25 protein-coding genes and 1 tRNA gene are annotated in these 23,945 nt (G+C 43.9%); 13 read left to right on the top strand and 13 right to left on the bottom strand.

The genetic code is table 11. The features are described 5' to 3' along the window. Positions 1-284 precede the first annotated feature (284 nt). The 8 genes from JWG44_RS14145 to JWG44_RS14110 all read right to left on the bottom strand — a co-directional run bounded on the left by JWG44_RS14145 (position 285) and on the right by JWG44_RS14110 (position 5,492). The gene (locus JWG44_RS14145) at positions 285-1,169 is read right to left on the bottom strand and encodes a hypothetical protein (RefSeq protein ID WP_205275646.1); all 885 of its coding nucleotides are present in this window, start codon (positions 1,167-1,169) and stop codon (positions 285-287) included. Positions 1,170-1,187: 18 nt separating this feature from the next. After that, positions 1,188-1,904, bottom strand: coding sequence for a hypothetical protein (locus JWG44_RS14140; RefSeq protein ID WP_205275645.1), 717 nt, complete (start codon positions 1,902-1,904; stop codon positions 1,188-1,190). Next, positions 1,901-2,230, bottom strand: coding sequence for a hypothetical protein (locus tag JWG44_RS14135; protein ID WP_205275644.1), 330 nt, complete (start codon positions 2,228-2,230; stop codon positions 1,901-1,903). The genes JWG44_RS14140 and JWG44_RS14135 overlap by 4 nt, the downstream gene beginning before the upstream one ends. Further along, positions 2,227-2,583, bottom strand: a complete 357-nt coding sequence (locus JWG44_RS14130; protein WP_205275643.1) for a hypothetical protein — start codon at positions 2,581-2,583, stop codon at positions 2,227-2,229. Before JWG44_RS14130 ends, JWG44_RS14135 begins: the two co-directional genes overlap by 4 nt. Before the next feature lie 184 nt (positions 2,584-2,767). Continuing rightward, a complete protein-coding gene (locus JWG44_RS14125) occupies positions 2,768-3,130 on the bottom strand; it encodes a TRL domain-containing protein (protein ID WP_205275642.1) in 363 nt (120 codons plus the stop codon). Continuing rightward, positions 3,127-3,453, bottom strand: coding sequence for a TRL-like family protein (locus JWG44_RS14120; protein ID WP_205275641.1), 327 nt, complete (start codon positions 3,451-3,453; stop codon positions 3,127-3,129). The genes JWG44_RS14125 and JWG44_RS14120 overlap by 4 nt, the downstream gene beginning before the upstream one ends. Further along, positions 3,450-3,965, bottom strand: a complete 516-nt coding sequence (gene lsa14, locus JWG44_RS14115) for an adhesin Lsa14 (RefSeq protein WP_205275640.1) — start codon at positions 3,963-3,965, stop codon at positions 3,450-3,452. The genes JWG44_RS14120 and lsa14 overlap by 4 nt, the downstream gene beginning before the upstream one ends. A 306-nt stretch (positions 3,966-4,271) precedes the next feature. Beyond that, positions 4,272-5,492 carry a tetratricopeptide repeat protein gene (locus JWG44_RS14110; protein ID WP_205275639.1) on the bottom strand — a complete coding sequence of 407 codons (1,221 nt, stop codon included), beginning with the start codon at positions 5,490-5,492 and terminating at the stop codon, positions 4,272-4,274. A 13-nt stretch (positions 5,493-5,505) separates the two neighbouring features. Here JWG44_RS14110 and JWG44_RS14105 point away from each other — a divergent pair, with 13 nt between their 5' ends. After that, entirely contained in the window at positions 5,506-7,620 is a 2,115-nt protein-coding gene (locus JWG44_RS14105) for a sodium-translocating pyrophosphatase (RefSeq protein ID WP_205275638.1), read from the top strand. Between the two features lie 266 nt (positions 7,621-7,886). On the opposite strand, the gene JWG44_RS14100 is transcribed toward JWG44_RS14105, so the two are convergent. Then, positions 7,887-8,414 carry a DUF1564 domain-containing protein gene (locus JWG44_RS14100; protein WP_205275637.1) on the bottom strand — a complete coding sequence of 176 codons (528 nt, stop codon included), beginning with the start codon at positions 8,412-8,414 and terminating at the stop codon, positions 7,887-7,889. Between the two features lie 214 nt (positions 8,415-8,628). On the opposite strand from JWG44_RS14100, the gene JWG44_RS14095 reads away from it, so the two are divergent. Continuing rightward, complete coding sequence (locus tag JWG44_RS14095; RefSeq protein ID WP_408611979.1) at positions 8,629-9,603, top strand: SRPBCC family protein; 975 nt, start codon at positions 8,629-8,631, stop codon at positions 9,601-9,603. A 352-nt stretch (positions 9,604-9,955) separates the two neighbouring features. Here the strand turns inward: JWG44_RS14095 and JWG44_RS14090 are convergent, their stop codons facing one another. Then, positions 9,956-10,648, bottom strand: a complete 693-nt coding sequence (locus JWG44_RS14090) for a hypothetical protein (protein WP_205275636.1) — start codon at positions 10,646-10,648, stop codon at positions 9,956-9,958. Then, entirely contained in the window at positions 10,626-11,882 is a 1,257-nt protein-coding gene (locus JWG44_RS14085; protein WP_205275635.1) for a 3-deoxy-D-manno-octulosonic acid transferase, read from the bottom strand. Before JWG44_RS14085 ends, JWG44_RS14090 begins: the two co-directional genes overlap by 23 nt. 6 nt (positions 11,883-11,888) lie before the next feature. Here JWG44_RS14085 and JWG44_RS14080 point away from each other — a divergent pair, with 6 nt between their 5' ends. Further along, positions 11,889-12,506, top strand: coding sequence for an HAD family hydrolase (locus tag JWG44_RS14080; protein WP_205275634.1), 618 nt, complete (start codon positions 11,889-11,891; stop codon positions 12,504-12,506). Here the strand turns inward: JWG44_RS14080 and JWG44_RS14075 are convergent. Next, positions 12,478-13,236, bottom strand: coding sequence for a flagellar assembly protein FlaA (locus JWG44_RS14075; protein ID WP_408611978.1), 759 nt, complete (start codon positions 13,234-13,236; stop codon positions 12,478-12,480). The genes JWG44_RS14080 and JWG44_RS14075 overlap by 29 nt on opposite strands. A 101-nt stretch (positions 13,237-13,337) precedes the next feature. Between JWG44_RS14075 and JWG44_RS14070 the strand changes: the two genes are divergently transcribed. From JWG44_RS14070 to proC, 3 genes are read left to right on the top strand one after another with little or no spacing between them, the layout of a single operon-like run. Further along, a complete protein-coding gene (locus tag JWG44_RS14070; RefSeq protein WP_205275633.1) occupies positions 13,338-14,051 on the top strand; it encodes a hypothetical protein in 714 nt (237 codons plus the stop codon). A gap of 1 nt (position 14,052) precedes the next feature. Next, positions 14,053-14,721, top strand: coding sequence for a YggS family pyridoxal phosphate-dependent enzyme (locus JWG44_RS14065; protein ID WP_205275632.1), 669 nt, complete (start codon positions 14,053-14,055; stop codon positions 14,719-14,721). A gap of 2 nt (positions 14,722-14,723) precedes the next feature. After that, positions 14,724-15,497, top strand: a complete 774-nt coding sequence (proC, locus tag JWG44_RS14060; protein WP_232371647.1) for a pyrroline-5-carboxylate reductase — start codon at positions 14,724-14,726, stop codon at positions 15,495-15,497. A gap of 243 nt (positions 15,498-15,740) precedes the next feature. Here the strand turns inward: proC and JWG44_RS14055 are convergent. Then, positions 15,741-15,813, bottom strand: a tRNA-Met gene (locus tag JWG44_RS14055). 200 nt (positions 15,814-16,013) lie between these two features. Here JWG44_RS14055 and JWG44_RS14050 point away from each other — a divergent pair. The 7 genes from JWG44_RS14050 to JWG44_RS14020 all read left to right on the top strand — a co-directional run bounded on the left by JWG44_RS14050 (position 16,014) and on the right by JWG44_RS14020 (position 23,940). Beyond that, entirely contained in the window at positions 16,014-17,072 is a 1,059-nt protein-coding gene (locus JWG44_RS14050; RefSeq protein ID WP_100784164.1) for a sensor domain-containing diguanylate cyclase, read from the top strand. A 42-nt stretch (positions 17,073-17,114) separates the two neighbouring features. Further along, entirely contained in the window at positions 17,115-17,345 is a 231-nt protein-coding gene (locus JWG44_RS14045) for a hypothetical protein (protein WP_205275631.1), read from the top strand. Continuing rightward, positions 17,324-18,283, top strand: coding sequence for a retropepsin-like aspartic protease (locus JWG44_RS14040; RefSeq protein WP_205275630.1), 960 nt, complete (start codon positions 17,324-17,326; stop codon positions 18,281-18,283). The genes JWG44_RS14045 and JWG44_RS14040 overlap by 22 nt, the downstream gene beginning before the upstream one ends. A 1-nt stretch (position 18,284) precedes the next feature. After that, the gene (gene mnmA, locus JWG44_RS14035) at positions 18,285-19,418 is read left to right on the top strand and encodes a tRNA 2-thiouridine(34) synthase MnmA (protein ID WP_205275629.1); all 1,134 of its coding nucleotides are present in this window, start codon (positions 18,285-18,287) and stop codon (positions 19,416-19,418) included. A gap of 15 nt (positions 19,419-19,433) precedes the next feature. Beyond that, positions 19,434-21,716 (top strand): alpha-hydroxy-acid oxidizing protein, encoded by a 2,283-nt coding sequence (locus JWG44_RS14030; protein ID WP_205275628.1) that lies wholly within the window; start codon positions 19,434-19,436, stop codon positions 21,714-21,716. 107 nt (positions 21,717-21,823) lie between these two features. After that, positions 21,824-22,903 (top strand): PilZ domain-containing protein, encoded by a 1,080-nt coding sequence (locus JWG44_RS14025; protein WP_205275627.1) that lies wholly within the window; start codon positions 21,824-21,826, stop codon positions 22,901-22,903. Beyond that, positions 22,900-23,940 (top strand): pseudouridine synthase, encoded by a 1,041-nt coding sequence (locus JWG44_RS14020; protein ID WP_232371652.1) that lies wholly within the window; start codon positions 22,900-22,902, stop codon positions 23,938-23,940. Before JWG44_RS14025 ends, JWG44_RS14020 begins: the two co-directional genes overlap by 4 nt. Positions 23,941-23,945: the final 5 nt, after the last annotated feature.

The raw sequence follows: 23,945 nt of genomic DNA, 5'->3' as shown, positions 1-23,945 counted from the left end.
GCCAAATCTATTTCTATAGGAAATTTACCGCAAACGATCCGGAAACCGTTCCGAAAGAATCCTTGCGGCGAAAGAACAAAAGATCCTTCCGAAGGTTTATACAAAAAGCGGATCTGCTTTTTTAAGTTTTCCCTTATGCAATGGGTTGGTTGTAATCGCGAACTGCAAAGAGGAGGTTTATCGTAGATTCTAAAATTGGAGGAAGATCGGGAACGTTATCCGACACTTTTCGTAAAATCCGATTTATCGGCGGTAAATTTGAACTCGATTTCGGTTCACAAAACTCATTCTATCTCCTTTAAAATTTTGCATTCCGGAATCTCCTCTTTCTCCACACGTTTTTCTTTTCTATATCCCAGGACGTGTCCCGGAATCGAAGAAAACAAACCGAGATATTGACCGGCGGACCCCAACAAGGCGCCCGTCGCATAAGTTGAATACGCGGGATATAACGTTCTGTAGGCGAGGAGTTCGTTTTTCTGATCACATTTGTGTCTGAGATAACGAAGCGCGTCATCGGAGGCTCTTGCCTCCGGATAAAGAGCTCCTAAAATTGGAATCGAATATCCGAGGCTATAAAGGGATTTATACTTTCTCATAGCGAAGTCTTTGGAGTGTCCTCCTTCGTGAAGGACCACCGCCGGAATGTCGCTGTAGATATTGATCGTATTTGTGTAAGGATTGTAGTGATCTCCTCCTCCGAAAATAAAACCGGCGAAAAGTCTTTCGGGGAATACCGTGGAAATCAGCCAGCTAACGATTCCAAGCGTGTATTTTAAGACGGGATGAACCGTATCGGATTTCCAGAGTTGTTTCAAATCGTTACCCGGAGAATACTGATTAAAACGGACCTTGACGTCTTTGAGATTGTTCTCTCGGATATAATCCATCAGATACTTTTTTGTTTCTTCCGAAATGTTATGATTGTTCATCTTGGAATTCCAGAGGATGAGTTTTGTCAAAGCGCCGAAGATGTTGCCGAGTAAGTCCAAAAACCAGTAGGGTTCTCCTTCCTCAAATTGAGGATTGTCCTCGTCGAAATAATTTTCGTTCGGATAATAAGGCTTTGCATAAACATATTTTTTCTCAACGGAATAAGAACAACCGATCGAGGTCATGATACAAAAAAGGAGAAGGAACGAACTTACGGTTTTTATCGTCGAATTCATGAATGGCGCTTTTTCCCTCTATTTTTTTTCAGTTCGTGGAACTGAGGACTTTTCCAGAGAGGACTTGAGCCGTTCAGAGAATTCCAAGAGAGCGATTCTACCGAGCTGATTGAGCTGGTCTTCTCTGTTTCCACGAAATCCCAAATAAGGCATATAGATCAACCATCCAACGATCGTAGCGGTCGCAAGAGTAAAGTTACAATCGGTCACGTTCGAATCGATGGAATCTTCAAAATGAAATTCTAAAATTTTTTCTTCCCGAGCGGACCGGATCACGTCGATTTCCAAATTGACGGCGGTCATACTTCCGAAAAAACAACGGTCGTTCGTCTTGAGTTCGAAATTCTTTATTAGAATTTTATACTTTTGATCGACCTTGTAATCCTTCCTATTTCGATCCAATTCCCTCAAAATCAGCGTTTTGACCGATCCATACTCGTTTTCCAATTTTCGCGGAGCTAAGAAGAATAAGGACGGGTCCCTCGTTGCAAAAGCGGATCCATTTGTTTCCTGCGATTCTATCACTTCAAAATTCGGATTCTCCCTTGGAACGGCAAAATGAGGAATCGTATCCACGTTTCCGATATCGAATACATCCGTTCCTTTTTGCGGAATATAAACCCGGATCGAGATACAACTTATGAAAAAAGTGAACGTAAAAAGAAATAAAAATAAAACAATAATTTTAGAATATAATAAAAAGGAAATGTTTAATATATAGGACTCGGATTTCATTTCGGGATTCCTCTGATCACTTGTGCAGTGAACGTAGTGCAGTATTTTGTTCCTAAAAACTGATAATACCAGGATTCCTGGATTCTGATTTCGGTTAATATCCCGTCTTTGGCCTGTTCCAATAATTTTGAGTAGGCTCTTGTATATCGATCGTTTATATGGATCGGAATGAAAAATAAGAATACGGTCCCACATTCTCTTGCATATGCGGGAGAACTGACGGATCCGATTTCGATCCTCTGATTCTGTTCGATCAAAACGGGATTTGAAAAACAAGAAAGGAAAAGAAAAGGAAAAAGAAGGAAAAATCCGATTTTTGAAATCATTGAATCGCCTCGCCCGAGATGGTAAGGCATTGAAAGGTCCCGAAAATTCCCCAAAACCAGTATTCTCCTATTTTGATATTCTTAATCGCCTTTGTTCCGGGAATTTGTTCTAACGCATTTTGATGAGCTCTTTCTATTTTAGAAGTTTGCCGAATCGGAATCAAATAATGGATTGGAAAAAGAATAAATACCGGAAGCGGGAATCCGACAAAACCGCAGGCTTTACCTTTTACATCGCCTAACGTCTTTTCATTTCCAGTCAAAGCGGGTTGCAGAAGAATGTGATCGGAAGAACATTGATGGAAAATAGAAATCGCGAGGAGCATATAGATAAGAACGAAAGATTGTTTCATGAAGGTTCTCGATTCAGAATGATCTTGACTTAACGAATACGGGTAAAGTATTTTTTACGAAGGATTCGGGAGACAAAACTTTAGTTCCTTTAGATTTGGCGCCGGATAGTTTTGTTTTGCCCGCGGAAAAATTCACTTGGATTGAATGATTCTCTCGCGGACAGTTCTAATCATTTTAGCGATTTTATTCCCCCCAGACGACGACGCAGTTTTTGTAAAAGACCGGACCTAAAAAACTAAAGGAAGCATAGTCAACGACCGCGATCTTTTCGATCCCGAATTCTTTGGCGATTTCGGTGACGCTGTTTTTGGGTCCACGATACATCGAATTGTAGTAGAAAAGAGAGATCGCATAGGCGCAACTTTCTCCTTTTTTTAAAACTCTCGCGGAAGAAATCAGACTTCCGTTGCTTTTGGAAAGAAGATGTTGCGTATTGTAAGAGACGAGAAGAGCCGGTTCCGAAGTGGCGATACAATTTGAAAATTGCAGAATCAGAAACGTTACGATTGTGAAAGAGGAAAGATTGTTTTTAAAAATCCGTTTCATTCTTTTTCTCCCGCAACGATGACGCAGTGATTTCGATATACGATCGCGAGGATATGAAGGGCGCTGTAGTCGATCATTGCAATCCTTTGGATCCCGTTATTTTTGGCGACGGCTCCTACACCCGCGTTCCCAAAACTGATCAAGCCGAAAATGTTATGAATACATCCGTCTGCGATCGTTTCCGGTTTTACGTCGTTTGCAGGATTGATTTGTCCCGGATATTTGTTGTAAGTAAAAAGAAGACCTCCGACCGGACCGGAAGCGCAGTTTACAAAGAAGAATAAAGAAAGAATCAGAAAGAGAAACGATTTTTGATTTTTCATTCCGACGCACCTTTGATTTTTTTCCTTTTTATGATTTCGGAATCCGGATTTGAATTTTGTGCGTCTTCTCCCACGCTCGGAGTCGGGTTGGATTCTCCCACAACGATTGTGCAAAAACTGTGATATACGATCGCAAGAATCGCAGTGTGTTCGTATTCTATATGTGCAATTTTTTTAATATTCCCTTTTTGTGTTGCGGTAAGAATGGAGGAATCTCCCCAAGCAAATAAGGACAACACCGATTTCGAACAAGCTTCTCCTCGGTCTATACTTTTCGCGTTTCCGGTCAGAGTCGCAGGGATCGATTCGTTGTGATAAAAAAAGCCGCCCTTATAAAAGAGTTCCAAAGACGGCCTTCCATAAGCGGGAGTGGGGTTGGTGTTCATTTCTTCCGGGCCTACGGGAGAATTGACGAGATTGACCCCGGTGCAGCCGGAAGAAAAAAGGATTCCTAATAAAAAGACTCCGGAAATAAACCGAAGGTCTTTTCGGAATAAAAACGATGAAGCCATAAATTCCCCCTGACCTCTTATATCATATCTTTCTAAAATTTTAAGACAGAAGAATTTGCATTTTTCGATAAAAAAAAGTCATTCTCCGCTTTTTTGCGGGTTTTCTAAAAAAGAAAGCCCGAAAAAGCGGTTTGTGAATTCGTACATTAGCGAAATGAGGAATTTTAGTCCGATTTGTTCTTTGTGAGAGTCCAAGCGAGGTTCCGGAATGATTCAATTTTTTTTTTACGTTTTATCTTTTAGCGAAATAAAAAACCGAATGGAAACTGAAACTTTTTTTTTAGGAATCCGTTTCCCAAAAAAAGGTCAGTTTTTTTCGGAGAGAGTCTCCGATTCTTCCGGATCGTAAGAAAACGGAGAAATGGTATGGGAGATATCGTCTTCCTCTTTTTGTCTTCGTATCTTTCCAAAAACACCTTTCCACATTTCCGCTTTTTTTTTGGATGTGGAAGTTGCATTTTTTTGAATATAAAAAAGAGAGAATAAAAGCAATTCTCTGTTAAATCCGGTTTGTTTGAGTTTAGAATCCAAAAACTCTTCGTCGAGAGGGTGGTTCGATTCTACGATTTCTTGTAGAATTTCGATCGCTTGTATGTCGGAGACGTTTCCTCTTTGTCTGTAGATTCTATGCAAGGGATAAAGAATTTCTTTTCCGGCCCTTCCTTCCTTTTTGAGACTCAGATAAAACGCCCTTCGGGACATCGCCAAAGACTCGTTATATCTTTTGTTTTGCAGGAATTCGAGAGCGGATTCGTAGGCGAAGATCGGTTCATCCCGGAAAATCGCGGCTCGATCGAGAAGGGCTTGTTCTAATAGAGGAGATTGTTTTTTTTTCAGAGACAAAAGAAGAATTCGGTGGAGATAAGAATTTTCCGGAAAGTAGAGAAGATATTTTCTGCATTTGGAGATCGCCTCGTCAATTTTTCCAGTTTCGTTGGAGGTGTTGACCTCGGCTTCGATTGCCGCTTGATCTTCCCTGTATGGATTGTTTTTTTGAATCCAAAACAGAGTTTCCTTGTAATAGTTCAGATTTCCAAGTCTCGAACTCAAGACAAGCGCCTTGTAACGGTATTCGGGATGATTCGGATTTTGATTGAGGCTGAGTCTTGTAAATCGAAAGGTCTTATCCGGTTTTTTTAATTCTTCAAAACCCGCGATTATTTCTTGTAAGAGGGGTTGGTTTGCCGGTTCGATCTGAATACTTTTTTCAAAACTTTCCAAGGCGGTCGTCAGGTCGCCCTTTCCGATCCAAGCTCTTCCTTCGATCTCGTAGTAGGGAGCGGTTCTTTTGGTTCCTAAAGAATCGGCGATTTCCAACTTCTGGAGCGCTTCGTCATAGCGGAGACGTCCCAATTCTTCCTTTGCCTGTCTGAGCAACTCTCCGTAAGAAAAGGTTGAATTCCCATGGAGCGTTGAATAACCTGTGCAAAGTACAAAAAAGAACCAAGTGGATAGCAGTTTCCCAGGCGCTCTGTCAGGTAGAATTCTTCCCATCTTTTTAAACATCGGAACATTGAAAAAAAACAAGAGGTTTCACTGAATGAATTCAGTTACGATTATTATCGCCATGTCCATTTTGGCGATCGTTACTGCAGTAGTCTATACCTTCAAAGTGATCGGCATCAAAGTCGGCGCCCCGGGTAGTAACGATAAAGAGACTCAAAAACTCATCGAAATATCATCCGCCATCTCCGAAGGGGCCATGGCCTTCCTCGTTCGGGAATACAAGGTTATTTCCGTATTCATCGCCTTTATGGCGGTCCTGATCGTTCTTCTTTTGGACAATCCGGGTTCGGAAGGGTTCAATGACGGAATTCACACCGCGATTGCATTCGTTTCCGGAGCCGTGATTTCCTGTCTCTGCGGATTTATCGGAATGAAGATTGCAACCGCAGGAAACGTGAGAACCGCAGAAGCCGCAAAAACTTCTCTTTCCAAAGCGTTCCGAGTTGCCTTTGATTCCGGAGCCGTGATGGGTTTTGGTCTCGTAGGTCTTGCGATCCTCGGAATGATCGTTCTTTTTATGATTTTCACAGGATTACATCCTGAAATCGAAAAACACTTTCTCATGGAATCCCTCGCCGGTTTCGGTCTGGGTGGTTCTGCGGTCGCACTTTTCGGAAGAGTAGGCGGAGGAATTTACACAAAGGCCGCCGACGTCGGAGCTGACTTGGTTGGAAAGGTGGAAAAGGGAATTCCGGAAGATGATCCGAGAAACCCAGCTACGATTGCGGATAACGTGGGAGACAACGTGGGTGACGTTGCCGGTATGGGCGCCGATCTTTTCGGTTCCTGTGCGGAAGCGACCTGTGCGGCTCTTGTGATCGGAGCGACCGCTTCGGCTCTTTCAGGATCCGTGGACGCACTTTTGTATCCACTTCTCATTTCCGCTTTTGGAATCCCGGCTTCTCTTTTGACGAGTTTTCTCGCCAGAGTCAAAGAAGGTGGAAACGTGGAAACCACTCTGAAAGTTCAGCTTTGGGTTTCGACGATTCTTGTTGCGATCATCATGTATTTTGTAACCAACACCTTTATGGTGGATTCTTTTGAAATCGCCGGAAAGACGATCACAAAATGGGACGTTTATATCTCCATGCTCGTCGGTCTTTTTTCGGGAATGTTCATCGGGATCATAACCGAGTATTACACTTCCCATTCTTACAAACCCGTAAGAGAAGTGGCGGAAGCGTCTAACACCGGTGCGGCGACAAACATCATCTACGGACTCGCGCTTGGATATCATTCTTCCGTGATTCCCGTGATTCTTCTCGTGATCACCATCGTAACCGCGAATATTCTTGCGGGAATGTATGGAATCGCGATTGCGGCGCTTGGGATGATTTCCACAATCGCAATCGGTCTTACGATCGACGCATACGGTCCTGTTTCGGATAACGCAGGCGGGATCGCCGAGATGGCGGAACTCGGAAAAGAAGTCCGTGATAGAACGGATACGCTGGACGCGGCGGGAAATACGACTGCGGCGATCGGAAAAGGGTTTGCGATCGGTTCGGCGGCTTTGACGTCACTCGCTCTTTTTGCGGCCTTTATCACGAGAACACAAACCACAAGTCTAGAAATTCTAAACCCGGAAGTTTTCGGGGGATTGATGTTTGGCGCGATGTTGCCTTTTCTTTTCACAGCGATGACGATGAAGTCGGTTGGAAAAGCGGCGGTGGATATGGTGGAAGAAGTCCGAAAACAGTTCCGTGAAATTCCAGGAATTATGGAAGGAAAGAACAAACCGGACTACAAACGTTGTGTGGACATTTCCACGACGGCGGCGCTGAGAGAAATGATTCTTCCCGGATTGCTCGTCCTTTTGACGCCGATCGTTGTCGGTTATCTTTTCGGAGTAAAGTCTCTTGCGGGAGTTCTCGCGGGTGCGCTCGTTGCCGGTGTGGTTCTCGCGATCTCCGCAGCAAACTCGGGCGGCGGTTGGGACAACGCAAAGAAATACATCGAGAAAAAAGCCGGTGGAAAAGGTTCCGACCAACACAAGGCTGCGGTCGTAGGCGATACCGTGGGAGATCCGTTCAAGGATACATCCGGACCTTCGATCAACATTCTCATCAAACTGATGGCGATCACAAGTCTTGTCTTTGCTGAGTTTTTTGTTCAGCACGGCGGATTGGTTTTAAGATTGTTTCAATAGAATTTTAGAATTCGATTCCGTTCGAATTTATAATTTTAAAAAGCCCTTTTCGCAAATAAGCGGGAGGGGCTTTTTTATTTTCATTTGGGCGTGCCCTATCTTGCGACCCATCGGGAGCAAGATTGAGTTTTCTGCGAAGGTCGCGCTCTCCGCTTCAGTCAAGTTATTGAAGTTTTTCCGAGAGCGATGTTACGAATTTGGGAGCAATAACTTGACTCCGCGTCGATCGCTCACGCTTTGGGGGAGCCTCAGAGATTTTCGGGCTTTTAGGGAAAGGGATCGGGCGGAGATTCGCTTGTGATCGGGTCTGGTTCGAAGTGTAAGGCTCGGGCGATTTGATTTTTCCGTAGATTTAGAGTCCATGTCATCTGGTAAATCGTATGGAAGTGAGGAACTCCCCGATTCATCGTTTCAACGATAGAATCCCCGACTCCGGCGTCTTCCAACCACAAAAGATAGTTAAAAAGAAAACATCGCGAAACACCGTGAGCCGCCGCTAAAGCCCCCAAAACCGCCCAAACACCCGAATGCACATGAATCGTCATCTTCTTCAGGTCTCCGACTCCCCAATTGTATTTGATCCTACCTCCTTTACAATGAAGACGATCCAAAGAAGCAATGTATTTCGTATATCTTATCAGCAAAAAAGGGAGTTTTTGAGAAAGAGCTTTCTTTTGAATTTTGTCTAAACGATTCCAGTAACTGAACGGAATCAAAAGAGAATCCGAGCCCAACTCGCCTTCATTCAGAGCGGAAAGAATCTTTTTTTTAGAAGAAAGTAAAAGAATATCCATACTAAAAACGGTTCTTTCTTTAACGCGGAACGTACTCCAAAAGCGAAAAAAAAGAAAGTTTCGGGAAATAAGTTCACAACAAAAAGACAAAACGGCCCGAGAAACGAATCAAAATTAGAATCCGTTAGAATCAACGTCGGAAATTAGATCCACCGTTCGATTCACTCTCCACATTCTCACTTGCAAATTCTTAAAAGAAGTTCTTTTTATCCTTATGAAACTTCGATCTTTTGTAGTTCCCGCACTTTTTTCAGTCCTCTACGCAAGCGCGGTTCAGTATATTATCAGAATTGAATCCTTAAAAAATCTTGGAATCACGATGGCCTACGGCGCCGTTTTTATCCTTCCGTTTTTGATCGGAGCGATCAGCGTCTACTGGGCCGAAAAAGAAAAACCAAGATCGATTTTTTTTCATATCTTCTTTCCATGGATGCCGACGACGATTTCGATGTTGCTTTCTTTTCTCGTAAACTGGGAAGGAATGATTTGTCTCGTCATGGGTCTTCCGATCTATCTCGTCTTATCGAGCGTGGGTGGAATTGCAGTCGGAATCTGGTTTTATATTTTTCCGGAGAATCGGATGAATTTCCTCGGTGCGTTAGGCATTCTTTCCCTTCCACTTGTTTCAGGATATTTAGAATCACACTGGGATTTACCGAACGAAATCCGTTTTGTGGAAACTAGCATTTCCGTAAATGCAAAACCGGAAACGATCTGGAAGAATATCATTCGAATTTCGGAATTGGAAAAAACGGAGGAAGGATTTTTTTACAAGATAGGGTTTCCAAGGCCGATCGAGGCGACACTTTCTCACGAAGGAGTCGGCGGGATTCGAGAAGCAAAATTCGAAAGGGGACTTTTCTTTTACGAAACGATCACGGAATGGAAACCGCAACATCGATTGAAGTTCGAAATCAAAGCGGATCCGAATCTCACACCGCTTACTACGTTAGACGCCCATGTGGTTCCGGGAGGGGCTTACTTCGACGCGCTCCAAGGAGAATACGAATTGGAATATACAAAAGGTGACGGCGAGAACGAAAAGCGGAACGTAATCTTACATCTCAGAAGCAAATATCGCCTTTCGACCCATTTTAACTTTTATGCGTCTTTCTGGGGGGATTTTCTGATGCGGGACATTCAAAATACGATTTTGAGAATTTTGAAAAAGAGAATGGAGAAGTCCTAGAACGATTTCGCTCAAAAGGACTTTGATCTTATCCTAAAATCGAAAAACGTGGGAACTCTTACTTTTTTGGAATCAAAGAGAAGGATTCGAAATCTCACAATAAGCCTTATGAGACTTAATATGTTGGAACTCTCACACTTTTCCGGATGTCAGTGATCGATTCGAATGATTACGAGATGGGCCGAAGAGACGTAATCTGTTGGAACTCTCACACTTATGGTTTTCCACATTTTCTATTCATCGAACCGAAAGAAATCTGAATTGAATCCGAAAGGAGATTTCCTCCCTTATTTATCGTGGGAATTTGAGGAGCAGATCGGGTCCGAGTAAAAAAGAATTTCCTCTAAAAAGTTCACACCGAAAAAACACCGAATCTTCCGAAGTTGACCCGAGGAACGGACTGTTTTTTCACCGTTTCCGGAAGTTCTTGATCGATATGAATATGGCCAACATAAACGAGTCGATCTTGATCCTTTCTTTCCTTACTCAATTTCGAAAGCAAAACGGGAGTATCCGAATACCAGAGTGTAGTGTCGATCGGAAGCTTCGAATTTGCCGAATCGTTTTTGGGTCGATCGACTAGGAACTTTTTAAGATTGGAAAAACCGTCGTAACCTTGATCCCAGGACCATTCCGGTTTCCGACCGCGCTTAACGTGTCTTATTAATACGAAATCGAGTTTCCGCTTTATATCGCTGCCTTCCAAAACGGAGACGTCCTTCAAAAGAACATCATACGCGTCTTCCGTGATCTCTCGATCGAACCACCTCGTCGGATTTAGAAGGTTTAAAAACCCGAAAAAAGAGGAACCGGGAATATGAGAATGACCATTTAAATCTTCCTTTTTTAGGGCCCTTTGAATATAAGAATGTGAATTTGGTTCTTTGACGAATTCGGCGGAAACGGCCGAAAGGATTTTGACCTGCGAAATTGTTTCGGCGGAATGTAATTTCCCGATTCCGATCAGAAAGAAACAACAAAAGACTAATATAAAGGGAAATCGATAGATTTCCACGCCCGACCTAAAGTTTAGAAATCTCTTCATACAATCTTTCCGCCGCGCCCCGACCGTTTCTAACAAACTCAGAGTTTTGTTTTCTGATCTCTGCGATTTCGTTCGGAGGAAAATTCAAAATTCTTAATATATCTTCCGGTTTATTTACTACAAACAAACCGCCGGTTTTGTTTAAGATCATCGCCTCCGGAGAATTGGAAATTTTAGGACCCGTCATTAGAGGAAGGCCGAAGGTCGCGGGTTCCAAAACGTTGTGAACCCGGTTGTGAAGGGCTCCACCGACGTAGGCGAAATCCACAGCTTGATAGGCGAACGCCAAAATTCCCAAAACGTCGAATACGATCGTCTGCGCGCTCATCTTTTCGTAGGGAGTGGAAGTCCATGTTTGGTATTCCATCCTTGCGTCCTGCAGTCTGTGTTCTAGGGAAGTGATTCTTTCGGGAGAGGTTTTGTGAGGAAAGATCCAAAACGCAAATTCGTTTAACAAATTCGGTTGTTTTTCTTTGGCGAGTTTGTAAAAGGAAACAAAAAGTTCTTCGCAAGGTTCGTAAGTGGACGCGAATAGTATGATTTTTGAATACGGATAATCTTTGGGTCTGACGAATTTCTTTTGGTTATCCTCGATTTTTTTTAAAACCGTATCGAATCGTGTGTCTCCTAAAACCTTTACCGGAATTTTTTCCGGAACAAGAGAACGGAACGCATCGTAAAAACTTTTGTGGGAAGGATAGATCCCGCTCAGGTTCCGGAAAACGGACCTCGTCAACATTCCTAAAATTCCGTCTTTGCGCGTTCCTATAACTGCGGATCCCAAAACCACCTTTGTTCCGAATCGTTTTGCCGAAAGAATCAGATTCGGCCAAGTGTCCCAAGCCATCAGCACAAGAACGTTTGGATGAAAGTGTCCGAAAATCCAGTCGTAACCAAACGGAGTGTCGATCGGAAGACGAAAGGTTTCATCCGCCGGAAACGCTTCCAATTGAGAATCTCTAACGCTTTCGGAAAAAACGGACTGAAGTAAAAAGGCGTCTGGATCTTTTTTTCGAAACTCTAATGCCAAAGCCCGGCACTGATCCAATTCTCCCACCGAAGCGGCGTGAAGCCAGATCGTTTTTTTTCCGGAAGAATCAAAGGGTTTGGAAAGAATTCTTTTCCGATCTTCCTTTCGTTTTAGAAAAAAAATTCTTCCCGCGGGAAAGAGGAACAAAAGAGGAACGATAAAGATACGAAGAAAGATCGTCAGGATTTGATAGAGAAAAATCATTGGTTTATGAGCGGAGTTCTGTTTGCTTTTGATCTGATGGATACCTTGATCAAGGATCCCTTTCATTCTGCACTTTATAAAATACTTCCCAGCGAATCGAGAGAAAAATTTATCCAGGGAAGGGAAAGAAACGCCTTTATCGAATTCGAAAAAGGGCATATCGAAGAAGAGGAATTTTTCGAACGATTCTATCTTCCCGAATTTAGAAATTCCGATCTTCCCGATCCTCGTAAGATCAAGGAACTGATGTTTCAAAAAGTCCGCTTGATTCAGGAAAGTGTCGGAATCGTCAAACTCCTAAAGGCGAACGGAAACAAACTCGTCCTCGCGAGCAATTATTCGATCTGGTATAAGGAACTCGAAAAATTCCCGGAAATGCAGGAAGTTTTTTCCCAATTCGATCAACTCTATTTTTCCTGCGAATTAGGAACCCGAAAACCCGCGGAGGAATACTTTCAATGGATCCAGACCGATTATCCCGATAAACGTTACGTTTTGATCGACGACAACGCGACTAACGTGGAAGCGGCTGGTTACGTTGGTTGGGATACGTTTCAATTTAGTTCTAAAAATCCTTCGGAACTCGGAGAGTTTTTTAAAAACCAGTACCCCAATTGTCTTTGATCTCGGCGCCCGGATAAGCTTCGTCTCTTGTGTCGATGAGAAGTCCCATTCGATCCAAGTAAAAAACGAATTCCCCCTTTTTTTGAAACGGACCCGGAATCAACCGGATCGCCGCGATCTCGAACGGATAACGCAAACTTCGATTGAGTCTTGTGTTTCTCGCCGGAATCTCCAATTTTTTCTCGATTCGTTTCCAACCGTCAAAACTCAAATCCGAAAGTTCGATCACGATCTCCTTGGACCGATACTGATGAAGAACCAATTCTATCTTTGCGTTTTGGGAAGAAGCATACATCCAAAAAAAGATCCGAGTCGGGGCGCCGATCGGAAGACGGATTTTTTCTTTGGGGCGAAGTTCGAGATGTGAGTGTTTCGGATTTTCAAAAAAGGTCTGGACCATCATCGAACGGTAGTCATTCGCAGGAGTGAGAGTCGGATAGAATTCTCTTTCCTTTAAAAACGCGGAATTGGCAGGAATCTGAGAATTGAAACGGATCTCGTTTAAAAACGAAACTCCTCTATAAATTTCCCAAGGTCTTTCTCCGTCGAAGGAATCCACAAGAAAAAGATTGTATTGCTTCCAGTCGGAGAGTATCTTTTCCAAGATCAGAACCCGGCTGACCTCGTCTTCGTCTCTTTTGACGGGAGCCGAAGGAAGATCGGTAAAACCTCCAAACAAGCTCAAACCAAGGAAACAGAGAAGGGTGAGAATGGAAAAGCGAAGGTTCACAGGATTCTATTCGGTGAAAATGAGACTTAAAAAGAGACACTTATCCCGTTTTCCCTTCCCTTTTTCGAAGGAAAAAACCGATATTCTAAAAAGGTATGCCCATGAGACGAGACCAGTTGAAAATCTTACTTTCCGGAATTTTAGTTTTACTCTTAGGATCTTTGATCCTCTACAGTTATCTCTTTCGGGAAGACATCTCCAAATTCTTAAAAAAGAAAGAAGGCGAAGAAGTCTCGAACAATTCTAAAACGGATCGAGTCATCTTAAGTCCCGAGATGAACACCGAACCTCCGATTTCTCCGAACGATCTCAATACGCTTCCGACCGAAGAAAAAAATTCTCCACCTATCGGCGATTCTACGGGAATGGAAAAAGAGAAAACTCCATCCAAAGAAAACAAAAGTCTCAAAGAAGAATGGCCCGAGGAAAAGAAGACGACTTCCCCCTCAAAACCCGAAAAAGAAAAATATCCCGAAGAAAAATGGAATCCTCCCAAAGACGAAACGAGCGTCTATAAAGACGAAGAACCCAAATCCAAAAAAGAAAGGGTAAAAGAGGACAAAACGGATTGGGAAGACAAGGCGGAAAGAAAACATCCCGTCAAAAAGAAAAGACATCTTAAAAAACATCCTTCAATCAAAACCGGAAAAAGAATTCGCTCCTTGGAAACGAGGGTGAATCGATTGGAAAAAAAATTGGGAATTTCTCCTTCTAAAAAAAAGGGCAAAACCAAAAAAACTTCTTCCAAAAGAAGTCTGGAAAAACGCGTAGAAAAACTCGAAAGAGAAATGAAAAAGTTAAAATCCAGCGAATGATATGGGGATCCGAGAACGTTATTTTCAAATCCAAGAAGAGCTGACAAAACTTCGACCCGAAAAACCTCCCACTCTGATCGCGGTCTCCAAGTTCCAAACATTGGAGGCGGTAAGAGAAGCCGTAAACGGAGGAGTTCTTCATTTCGGAGAAAATCGAATCCAGGAAGGATTGGAAAAATTCGAAGAATGGTTAAAACAAAAAGATTCTCCTCTGGTTCTGCATCATATCGGGCCGGTGCAGAGCGGAACCCTTCGAAAATTATTCTTAGGTTATTCATACGCGCATGGGGTCGGTAGTCTTGGAACCGTAGAAGAACTTTTGAAACGCGCCCAAAAAGAACAAAAAAAAATCGGCTATTTCTTACAAGCCAATCTCACGGACGAAAACACCAAGCACGGCTTTGATAAAAAAGAACTTCTCGAAATTCTTTCCCAAAAAGAAAGCCTTTCCAACGAGTTTTGTTTTTTGGAAGGAATGATGACGATGGGACCGTCCGACGGAGAGCCTAACAAAACGAGAGAAGTTTTTCGAGAACTCGCAAACATCCGAAAAGAATATTATCCCGAAGGAAAATTATCCATGGGAATGTCCGGTGACTACAGAATCGCGATCGAAGAGGGAAGCGATTTTGTAAGAATCGGAAGCGCCATCTTTGGAGAAAGGAATTGATCATGAAACATACGATTGGAATCGCAGGTTGCGGAAATATGGGAGGAGCGATCTATCTCTCTCTCAAGAAACGTTATCCGACACAGGTTTTTGGATACGATCCCCACATGACCTCGAATAAAAAGATAGAACTCGTATCTTCTTGGGAAGAATTCTCGGCAAAATCGGATCTCATCGTAGTTTGTGTAAAACCGGGAAAGGTCGTTGAACTTCTCAAACAAATCTCCTCTCCCAAGTTGGTCCTTTCCGTTGCCGCAGGAATCGGCTTACAGACGATTCGAAATTCTCTTCCATCCGGATCCAAGGTCGTTCGTATCATGCCGAATCTTCCCTTACTCGTTGGGGAAGGGGCGATCGGATATTATGGCGATCACGAACTCTACAAAACCGTAGAAGAAATTTTTCAATCTCTTGGGCATGCGATCGCTCTCAGTTCCGAGTCCTTGATGGACGCGGTGACCGGGCTTTCCGGATCGGGGCCTGCTTATGTATTTAAATTTATCCAAGCTCTCGCAGAAGGCGGGATTCTTTCCGGTCTAGGTTATCAAGAGGCTCTGGATCTGAGCATACAAACCGTGATCGGTTCTGCGGAACTTCTTCGCAAAGAAAGAAAAAAAGATCCGGAAACACATCCGGAAGTTTGGAAGAATAAAGTGACTTCCCCTGGAGGAACTACGATCGCCGGACTCGCGGAACTTGAAAAACACGGGTTTACCCATGCGATCTTAGAAGCGGTTCAAGCTGCTACAAGACGATCCAAAGAACTCGGAAATTAATGCGAAATGGGAGAAATCCCATTTGTCACCAAAACATTTTCTCAAAAGGCGTTTTCGGATGAATGGGGTAGCTCTTTTTGATTAGTTTCTGTAGCAAGAAGAGACTAACGTAAGGCTGTGAGTAAATATTCACTTTCCTTTTTAGAAAAAGGATGCAAACTTAGCTGAATATTCAGTTATATTGGAAAACAAGGACAAAAGGGAAAATTTATCTTGAAAAGAAAGAGGGAAGGATTAAAACACTAGCGCGGACAGGATTCGAACCTATGACCTTTGGGTTATGAGCCCAACGAGCTACCAGCTGCTCCACCGCGCGGTGTATATAGGTCAGTATTTGTGCTGAACCCTCGAAAGCAAGAATAAATCGACAAAAAGAATTGATTTTTAAAGAAAAATTAGATCTTATATCCTTTGTATTAAGAGATTCGTTTCGAATGAAAAAGAAAGCCGTTCAAAGTTTCGGCAATAAATTGGAAAAGGCTCCTTTCGTATCTATAGCACCGGAGAACCAACCGTTTGATCAGTAAAGAAAATGATCCACTGATGATAGAATATCTCGAAAAGAAAATCTATGATCAAAAGCAATTATTAGAAATCAGCAAAGCTCTCAATTCCACGTTAGATTACAAATATCTAATGGATGCAATTCTTAATATTTGTCTCGCACAGTTGCAAACCTTGCAGGCGGCAATCTATGTCAGCCCGGAAGCGGATTCCGATTTTTTCGAATTGGATCCGAGTTACAAAGGTTTTGATCTTTCGGAAAACGAAAAATCATTCCGTATCAAAACGGACGCGGCTCTCATTCAGTTTTTAGAAACCAGAATGAAAGCGATGACGGTAAACCAGATTGAAGAGAGTATGGGCCGATCCGTAACCGAAATCGATTTCCTCCGGGGAATCGGAGCAGACCTCATCATTCCTTTGAACGCAAAGGGAAAGGTGAACGGTCTTCTTGTACTCGGAGAAAAGATGACCATGAACGAGGTCCAAGAAGAGGACCGGGATTTTTTAACTACACTTTCCACTCTTGCGGGAATTGCAGTGGAAAACTCTCGTCTTTACGAACTCGCGACCGTGGATATGATGACCGGTCTCAAAGTACATCACTACTTCCAGACAAAACTCAAAGAAGAGATGGATCGTTGTAGAAAGAAAAAGTCTCATCTGACTCTTCTTTTTACCGACGTGGACAACTTTAAAAAGTTCAACGATACACATGGTCACCAAGCCGGGGATCAGGTTCTGATCGAAGTCGCGAGACAGTTGATTCGAAACGCAGGCAAACACGATACGCCGGCTCGATACGGCGGAGAAGAATTCTGCCTCGTGATGCCGGGAGCGGATCTCGAAAGAGGATATGAGATGGGAGAAAAGATCCGTGCAGCGGTGGAAGCCAGCAGCGTAAAAAACCCGAACGGCGGTCCGGATCTCAAAGTCACACTTTCCGTTGGAGTCTCCGAGTTTTGGCCAAAAGACAAAAATAACAGAGATCTGATCGAAAGAGCGGACAAGGCCCTTTATATGGCGAAACATTCGGGAAAGAATCGGACCATTTGTTATAAAGAAACCTAAGAAAACCTTTTTCTTTTTTCGGAATTTGCCGATCAGTACAGCATGGAAAAGAATCTCCTGCTGTACCAAGTTCCTCTGACCCAAATCGAAGAAAGAGAACTCACAAAACGGATCCAAGACCGAGCGCTCGGGAAAGAAAAATTTGATTTTTCTCCGTATTCGTGTTTTATAGAATACAAACCAGCGGACCCAATGACAGGCATTCAGTACAGGGACTGCGTGATCGACTACACACGATGTTCCAATCAGAAATGTATCAAAAAATTGATCTGAGGTTTTTCCTTACACTCTTTCTTTTTGCGTTTCTTTCCTGCTCCCTTCTTCCCTCGAAAACACAGGTCAATGTAGTTTCCGGGGGAATGGAAATCATTCTTCCCTTTTTTGAAAAACAAGGATTTCGTTTTATTCAACTTTCCTTGAGTCCCGAAGAAAAACCCCTTCGGTTTTTAGTCGATACCGGTTCTCGATTCTCCTTTTTGGATGAAAAGTTTTTCAACGAACAGGATTCTAAACGAAGGATTGCGGTCACCTATCCCGGAGGAAAAGACGATTCTTACCGCAAAGTGAGGACGATTCAGCTTTTTTCCAAATCTCATTCGGTCTTTAAGGATCTTACCGTACTTTCTCACTCCTTTGCCGGAAATCTCGAACTCGACGGAATCCTCGGTATGGACGCGCTCTATGAGAAAATTCTAATCTTAGAATATCCCACGCAGATTCGTTTTTTGGAAAGCGCCGGCGGAGAATTTACCGAAGCCATGCTTTCTCCCTTCCCCGGCCTTGCTCAGAATACGGAACCGCTTCGATTCTTTTCCGGACATCCGGTTCTGGAAATCGAATATGGAACCCAAGAAAAGGCGCTTCTCCTGATGGACACCGGCGCCGACTTGAGTCTTTTGGAATTGCCGAATCCGATTCCCGGTTTTGTGGAAGAAACTTCTTCGAGTCGTCCCGTTCAGATTCTCAACTTCCAAGGAAAGGTTTTGAACGTGAGAACGCGTTTTGTTCGTAAACTTTGTATTCTCGCGACGTCCAATTGTGTAAATGATCTCGAAATTCTACCTTCGGGGCTTCCGGTCGATTTTGCCGGTGTTTCGACCGGAGTTCGGATCCAGGGAATTCTCGGCGTAAACTGGTTAAACGAGCACAGAATTCTCTTGGACATGAAACGGAGTCTTATAGGTATAGTAGGGAAAGACGGCGGGAAGTAAGATGAGCAAGGGTAAAATCATTGTAGCCATGAGCGGCGGAGTGGACAGCGCGGTGACGGCGGGTCTTCTCATGGAAGAAGGCTACGAAGTCATCGGGGTCAATCTCCGAACCTGGGAATACGAAGCCCCCGCTTGCGACACGACCAAAAAATCCTGTTGTTCTCCCGAAGACATTCGGGACGCGAGAGACGTGGGTCTTTCGCTCAAAATTCCGTTCTACGTAGTGAAGATGGAAAAGGTCTTTCAAGAGAAAGTGATCGATCGTTTTATAGACGACTATCAACACGGAAAAACTCCGAACCCCTGTGTGGAATGTAATACCTTCGTCAAGTTCGGCGCACTTTTTGAAAAAGCAAAAGCCCTCGGAATCGACAAGATCGCAACTGGTCACTACGCCCGCATCGCGCAAAACGGAGATCGTTACGCGATCGCCAACGGTCTCGATATGGGAAAAAATCAGGCCTATTATTTATACGGACTTTCTCAGGAGAATCTCAAAAACGTAATCTTTCCTCTCGGAGAAATGACAAAACCGGAAGTCAGAGAGATCGCAAGAAGAATGGGACTTCCCGTCGCGGAAAAAGCGGAATCGCAAGAGATCTGTTTTATCCCCGAGAACGACTACCGAAAATTCTTAGAAAAGAAAAACGTGGAATTCACTCCCGGTTTTTTTAAACTCAGAGACGGAAGAATCATCGGCAAACACAAAGGACGGGAAAACTTCACGATCGGCCAAAGAAAGGGTCTCGGGATCGCTTGGAAAAACCCGTTGTATGTCATCGCGATCGAAGATGACGGATCCGTAATATTAGGAGAAGAGAATGAAACTTATACGGGTTCTTTCTCCGTAATCGATACCAACTACCAAGGTTTGGCTCCTCTCGAAGAAGGGGAATCCTTGGAATGCCGCGTGCAAGTCCGTTACAGACACAGTCCGATCCGTTGTACGATCACAAAACGCGGAGAAGATTTAGTCGTCGAACCTCTCGAAGACGTGAGAGGAGTAACTCCGGGACAATCCGCCGTGTTCTATCCCGTCGATTCCGACTATCTCTTGTTAGGTGGAATCATTCGAAAGGGAAGTATTGAGATGCAGATCCGAGAAACGGTTCCGGCCGTTGCGCTTCAGAACTAAATAGGACTTTCTTTTTTGTCAGTGAATCACAAAATCACCGGGAAAACCATCATGATCGTGGGTGGGGGACTTCTCCAGGTTCCGATCATCCAAACCGCGAGAATGATGAAACTTACAACCGTAGTCGCCGACATGAACGGAGAAGCTCCGGGAATGAAAATCTGCGACGTCCCGATGGTGATGAGCACGAAAGACATCGAAGGAATGGTGCGAGAATCCAAAAAACTCGCGACCAAGATCAAGATCGACGGAGTGATCACCGCGGGAACGGATGCGAGTATGACGGTCGCAGCGGTCGCAAACGCGCTCGATCTTCCCGGGATTCGTTATGTGGACGCGGAGGCCGCTTCCAACAAGGTCAAGATGCGCGAACGTCTCAAAAAAGCGGGAATTCCTCTTCCCGGTTTTGCTCCCGTCTGGAGCCTCGCCGATACGAGAGACGCATTAGAATTTTTGAAATTTCCTTTGGTCATGAAACCCGCTGACAATATGGGCGCCAGGGGCGTGATCAAGGTCGAGAATCGAGAAGAATTACAAGCCGCCTTCAAACACGCAAAAAAATATTCTCCCACGGGAGAAATGATTCTCGAAGAATATATGCCCGGCCCGGAGGTCTCGGTCGACGCTTTGACTTGGAACGGAAATTTTGTGATCACGGGAATCGCCGATCGAATCATAGAAAGAGAACCGTTTTTTATCGAGATGGGGCACAACATGCCTTCGGCTTTGAGTCCTTCCGTTTTGAAAGAAGTGGAAGACGTAATGTTTCGCAGTATGAAAGCCTTGGGCATTACACTCGGAGCCGGTAAGGGAGACATCAAGGTCACTCCGGACGGTGTCAAGGTGGGAGAGATCGCCGCGAGACTTTCCGGCGGTTTTATGTCCGCGTTTACGTTTCCCCTTTCTTCGGGGATCAACTTAAATCGCGCGGCTATTTTGATCGCGCTCGGAGAAGAACCCGACAATCTCACACCTACGGTCCAAAGGGTTTCGATCGAACGTTGTCTCTTGGCTCCGAGAGGAAAGTTACTCGCCATTGACGGAATTGAAGACGCGCGTAAGATCGAAGGGGTCAACGATCTCTTCTTTATGAACAAGATCGGCGATATCATCCATGAACCTACGAATAACATCGAAAAGACGGGACACGTCATCATCAGCGCTGACAACTTGCAAAACGCGGAATCGGTCTTTGAAAAAGTAAAAAATACGATCCGTTTTACTTGCGACGAACTCTATTCTATCTCCGAAAAAGAAATCCAACAAAACGCGAGGACTCGTTTTGGAAAAGAAGTCTGCTGGGTCTGCAAAGTCTGCGACGGAACCGACTGCGCTTCGGGAGTTCCCGGTATGGGAGGTTTGGGAAGAATGCTTACGTTCCAAGACAATATCGCCGCACTTCAGGAATATTCGATTCTTCCGCGTTATATCCGGGAACACACACAGGCCTCGGTGGAAACCGCATTCTTAGGAAAAAAATTAAAAACTCCGATCATGGCGGCTCCTATGACCGGAGCGGTCACGAACATGAACGGGGCAATGGACGAGTTTACGTTTGCGGCGACACTTCTTGAAGGTTGTCGATCCTCCGGCACCTTAGCATGGTTAGGCGATGGAGCCAGTCCTGAAAAATATCTCATCATGCTCGAAGCGGTTCGTAAGACAAAGGCGGACGCGATTCTTATCTGCAAACCGAGAGAGGACGAAGGACTTTTAAAAGAACGTTTTCAAGAATCCGAAAACGCCGGCATTTTTGCGCTGGGAATGGATGTGGACGCCGTGAATTTTAAAACGATGGCGATGAAAAATATTTCCTCGGTGACAAGAAACGTTTCCAAACTCGCAAAGATCCGGTCTCTCACAAAACTTCCCTTTATCATCAAAGGTGTGATGACCCCCGAAGACGCACAACTCGCGATCGAAGCCGGCGCGGATTGTATCGTAGTTTCCAATCACGGAGGCAGGGTTTTGGACGATATGCCCGGAACCGCGAGGGTTCTTTCCGGAATTCGAAAGGCGGTGGGAGAATCGTTTCCGATCGCGGTCGACGGAGGGGTTCGCAGCGGAATGGACGTCTTTAAAATGCTCGCGCTCGGAGCAAACACGGTTCTCGTAGGAAGGCCGATGGCGATCTATGCAGTAGGCGGAGGAGTCGCCGGAATTCGATACTTGATCTCTCAATTTACGGAAAATTTATTACAATCCATGAATGTAACCGGAGTGGAAAATTTAAAGGGAATCGGGACCGATCTCCTTTTTCGGAAAAAAATTGACGAAGAAAATTCAGCGTCTCAATGAGAAAATCGTTTTACTAACTCGACTTTTCCGATTGAATATTCAAACTTACGATCGTCAGTTTATAGGATCCTTTACAAAAACGGATTTCAAATCGTAATTATAGAATCATGGACAAACTCATCAACGACCCGGAAGGGATTCACAAAATTCTTCAGTCTCTTTTTACGAGACTTCCCGTTGCGATCGTTGTGGAGAATCGTCCTCTTCCCGTAAGAATCGTCGGACTCAAGGACGCGACTCGTATCGTGGTCACACTTCCGCCGGGAACAACTCCCGAACCGAATCGTAAACTCTATCTGATTCATAACAATCATCGATTTGCGGCGAACTTCGCCGTGGAAATGCACAATCCCGCAAACGGCGTGGAGTTGTTGCTTGCTACTTCGATTCAAGTTACGATTGCACAAAGAACCGAAGAACGGATTCCGGTTGATACTTCTTCCGGGTCTCAGACGATTCTTACAAACATCATCAATCAAGGGAATCTCAGAAAGACATTAGCATTTGCTGATAAAAAGATCGATGAGATCGTAAAAAAACACGCAAAACAACTCAAAGAAAAATACCCGAATTCGACCGTATTTTTCTCCGATCGAATGGACAATCGTCTGCGATTGATGTATAACTTCGATCAGTCGATCTACGTTTTGGATCGTTATTCTAAAAATGACGGAAGCGGCGGATTTCAGTTTTTACCGTTTCCGGAATATCAGAAACTCATCACGGTCAATAAATTAGAATCCGGAATCACGTCCGAAGTATCGATCATGATCCGCTACAAAGGTTATACTCCGCTCGGTTACGTTCAGATTCTTTCCGAAAAGGAGTTGAATACGAACGACTTCAACTCCGCGAACATCGCCGCGAGCGCAGTTTCCAAGGACGTGATCGCTTCCGGATTTTTTCAAGAATCAAAAGAAAAATGCAGCGTGGATAATATTTCTCTGCAAGGTCTCGGTTTTTTTCATCCTCAATCCATTTTCTTTTCCAGAAGTTTTACGGTTGGTGAAACGATTCTTTTCGATCTCAATCTTTCCGCCGATAACAAAGGGACTTTTCGTGCCGTGATACGAAACATCAATAACACGGATAAGATGTTTCGGATCGGTTGCGAGTTTTTCAATCTAAATGAAAAAGAAGAATCGATGATTCAGAATTATATCGATTCCAAGGAACAGGCGTCCTGAATCCGATCCTATCTGATTCTTTACAAATTTTAGAATCGGAAGAATCCATCTCCGAGTCTTTGCGGATTATCGTTCGAGCGGAAGATTCGGCCGTCAGACTCGATCACTTTTTGTCCAAAAAATTCACATATCATTCTCGAACCGTTTGGCAGAGGGAGATTTCCGAAGGTAGAATTCTTCTTTCCGGTAAAAAAGTAAAACCGGGGATACTTCTCAAAGAAGGCGATCAAGTCGTTTATCAAATCGAAAACAAAACGGAACCGCCGGTTCGAACCGATTACAAAATCATCTTTGAAGACGAATGGCTCGTTGCAATCGATAAACCGGGGGATCTTCCGGTTCATCCGGCCGGGGTTTACAGAAAGGGAAATCTTCTTACACTCTTGTTGGAATCGGGAAAGTTTCCGGAATTATATACGATCCATCGTTTGGATCGAGAGACATCGGGAGTGATTCTTTTTGCAAAGAATCAAAAAACAGCGTCCAAACTGAGCGGTCTATTCAGTTCCGGGAATATTCAGAAATTCTACATTACAAAAGTTTGGGGCAACTTTCCGGATTCCCTTGTAGGATACGGCGTTCTTAAATCCGACGAAAAATCTAAAATCCGCAAAAAAAGAAAATTTGTATCTTTGAAAAAAAATAAATTTATTTCAAAACAAAGTTTGATTCTGGAAACGGAAACTTCGGTGGAAGAAGAAATTAGTCTGACTTATTTTCGCAAAATCAAACCGGATCGGATTGATTCCAGGACGGACGCAAGAATCAGTTCGTATGTCCTTTGTAAGCCGGTTACGGGAAGAATGCATCAGATCCGCGCTACCCTTTACGGTCTCGGTTATCCGTTGTTAGGCGACAAACTCTACGGAAAAGAGGAAGAAGTCTTTTTGGAATTTATAGAAGGAAAAGAACCCGATCTTGTCGAAAGATTGGGAATGCAAAGACAGGCCTTACACTCATATGCAGTTTTTTTTATACATCCGGATACCGATCGGAAGTTGAAAATTCGAGCGAAGATACCGGAGGATTTTTTATGAAACTC

The sequence above is a fragment of the Leptospira ainazelensis genome (assembly GCF_016918785.1).
Taxonomy (GTDB): Bacteria; Spirochaetota; Leptospiria; order Leptospirales; family Leptospiraceae; genus Leptospira; species Leptospira ainazelensis.
Note: the sequence above shows the minus strand (reverse complement) of the source record. Positions and strands in the feature narration are given on the sequence as shown.

Bases quoted from the DNA above. Each gene is read 5' to 3' on its own strand.
- JWG44_RS14145 (WP_205275646.1), bottom strand. From the start codon at position 1,169: ATGAATTCGACGATAAAAACCGTAAGTTCGTTCCTTCTCCTTTTTTGT.
- JWG44_RS14140 (WP_205275645.1), bottom strand. From the start codon at position 1,904: ATGAAATCCGAGTCCTATATATTAAACATTTCCTTTTTATTATATTCT.
- JWG44_RS14135 (WP_205275644.1), bottom strand. From the start codon at position 2,230: ATGATTTCAAAAATCGGATTTTTCCTTCTTTTTCCTTTTCTTTTCCTT.
- JWG44_RS14130 (WP_205275643.1), bottom strand. From the start codon at position 2,583: ATGAAACAATCTTTCGTTCTTATCTATATGCTCCTCGCGATTTCTATT.
- JWG44_RS14125 (WP_205275642.1), bottom strand. From the start codon at position 3,130: ATGAAACGGATTTTTAAAAACAATCTTTCCTCTTTCACAATCGTAACG.
- JWG44_RS14120 (WP_205275641.1), bottom strand. From the start codon at position 3,453: ATGAAAAATCAAAAATCGTTTCTCTTTCTGATTCTTTCTTTATTCTTC.
- lsa14 (WP_205275640.1), bottom strand. From the start codon at position 3,965: ATGGCTTCATCGTTTTTATTCCGAAAAGACCTTCGGTTTATTTCCGGA.
- JWG44_RS14105 (WP_205275638.1), top strand. From the start codon at position 5,506: ATGAATTCAGTTACGATTATTATCGCCATGTCCATTTTGGCGATCGTT.
- JWG44_RS14100 (WP_205275637.1), bottom strand. From the start codon at position 8,414: ATGGATATTCTTTTACTTTCTTCTAAAAAAAAGATTCTTTCCGCTCTG.
- JWG44_RS14095 (WP_408611979.1), top strand. From the start codon at position 8,629: ATGAAACTTCGATCTTTTGTAGTTCCCGCACTTTTTTCAGTCCTCTAC.
- JWG44_RS14090 (WP_205275636.1), bottom strand. From the start codon at position 10,648: ATGAAGAGATTTCTAAACTTTAGGTCGGGCGTGGAAATCTATCGATTT.
- JWG44_RS14085 (WP_205275635.1), bottom strand. From the start codon at position 11,882: ATGATTTTTCTCTATCAAATCCTGACGATCTTTCTTCGTATCTTTATC.
- JWG44_RS14080 (WP_205275634.1), top strand. From the start codon at position 11,889: ATGAGCGGAGTTCTGTTTGCTTTTGATCTGATGGATACCTTGATCAAG.
- JWG44_RS14070 (WP_205275633.1), top strand. From the start codon at position 13,338: ATGAGACGAGACCAGTTGAAAATCTTACTTTCCGGAATTTTAGTTTTA.
- JWG44_RS14065 (WP_205275632.1), top strand. From the start codon at position 14,053: ATGGGGATCCGAGAACGTTATTTTCAAATCCAAGAAGAGCTGACAAAA.
- proC (WP_232371647.1), top strand. From the start codon at position 14,724: ATGAAACATACGATTGGAATCGCAGGTTGCGGAAATATGGGAGGAGCG.
- JWG44_RS14045 (WP_205275631.1), top strand. From the start codon at position 17,115: ATGGAAAAGAATCTCCTGCTGTACCAAGTTCCTCTGACCCAAATCGAA.
- JWG44_RS14040 (WP_205275630.1), top strand. From the start codon at position 17,324: ATGTATCAAAAAATTGATCTGAGGTTTTTCCTTACACTCTTTCTTTTT.
- mnmA (WP_205275629.1), top strand. From the start codon at position 18,285: ATGAGCAAGGGTAAAATCATTGTAGCCATGAGCGGCGGAGTGGACAGC.
- JWG44_RS14025 (WP_205275627.1), top strand. From the start codon at position 21,824: ATGGACAAACTCATCAACGACCCGGAAGGGATTCACAAAATTCTTCAG.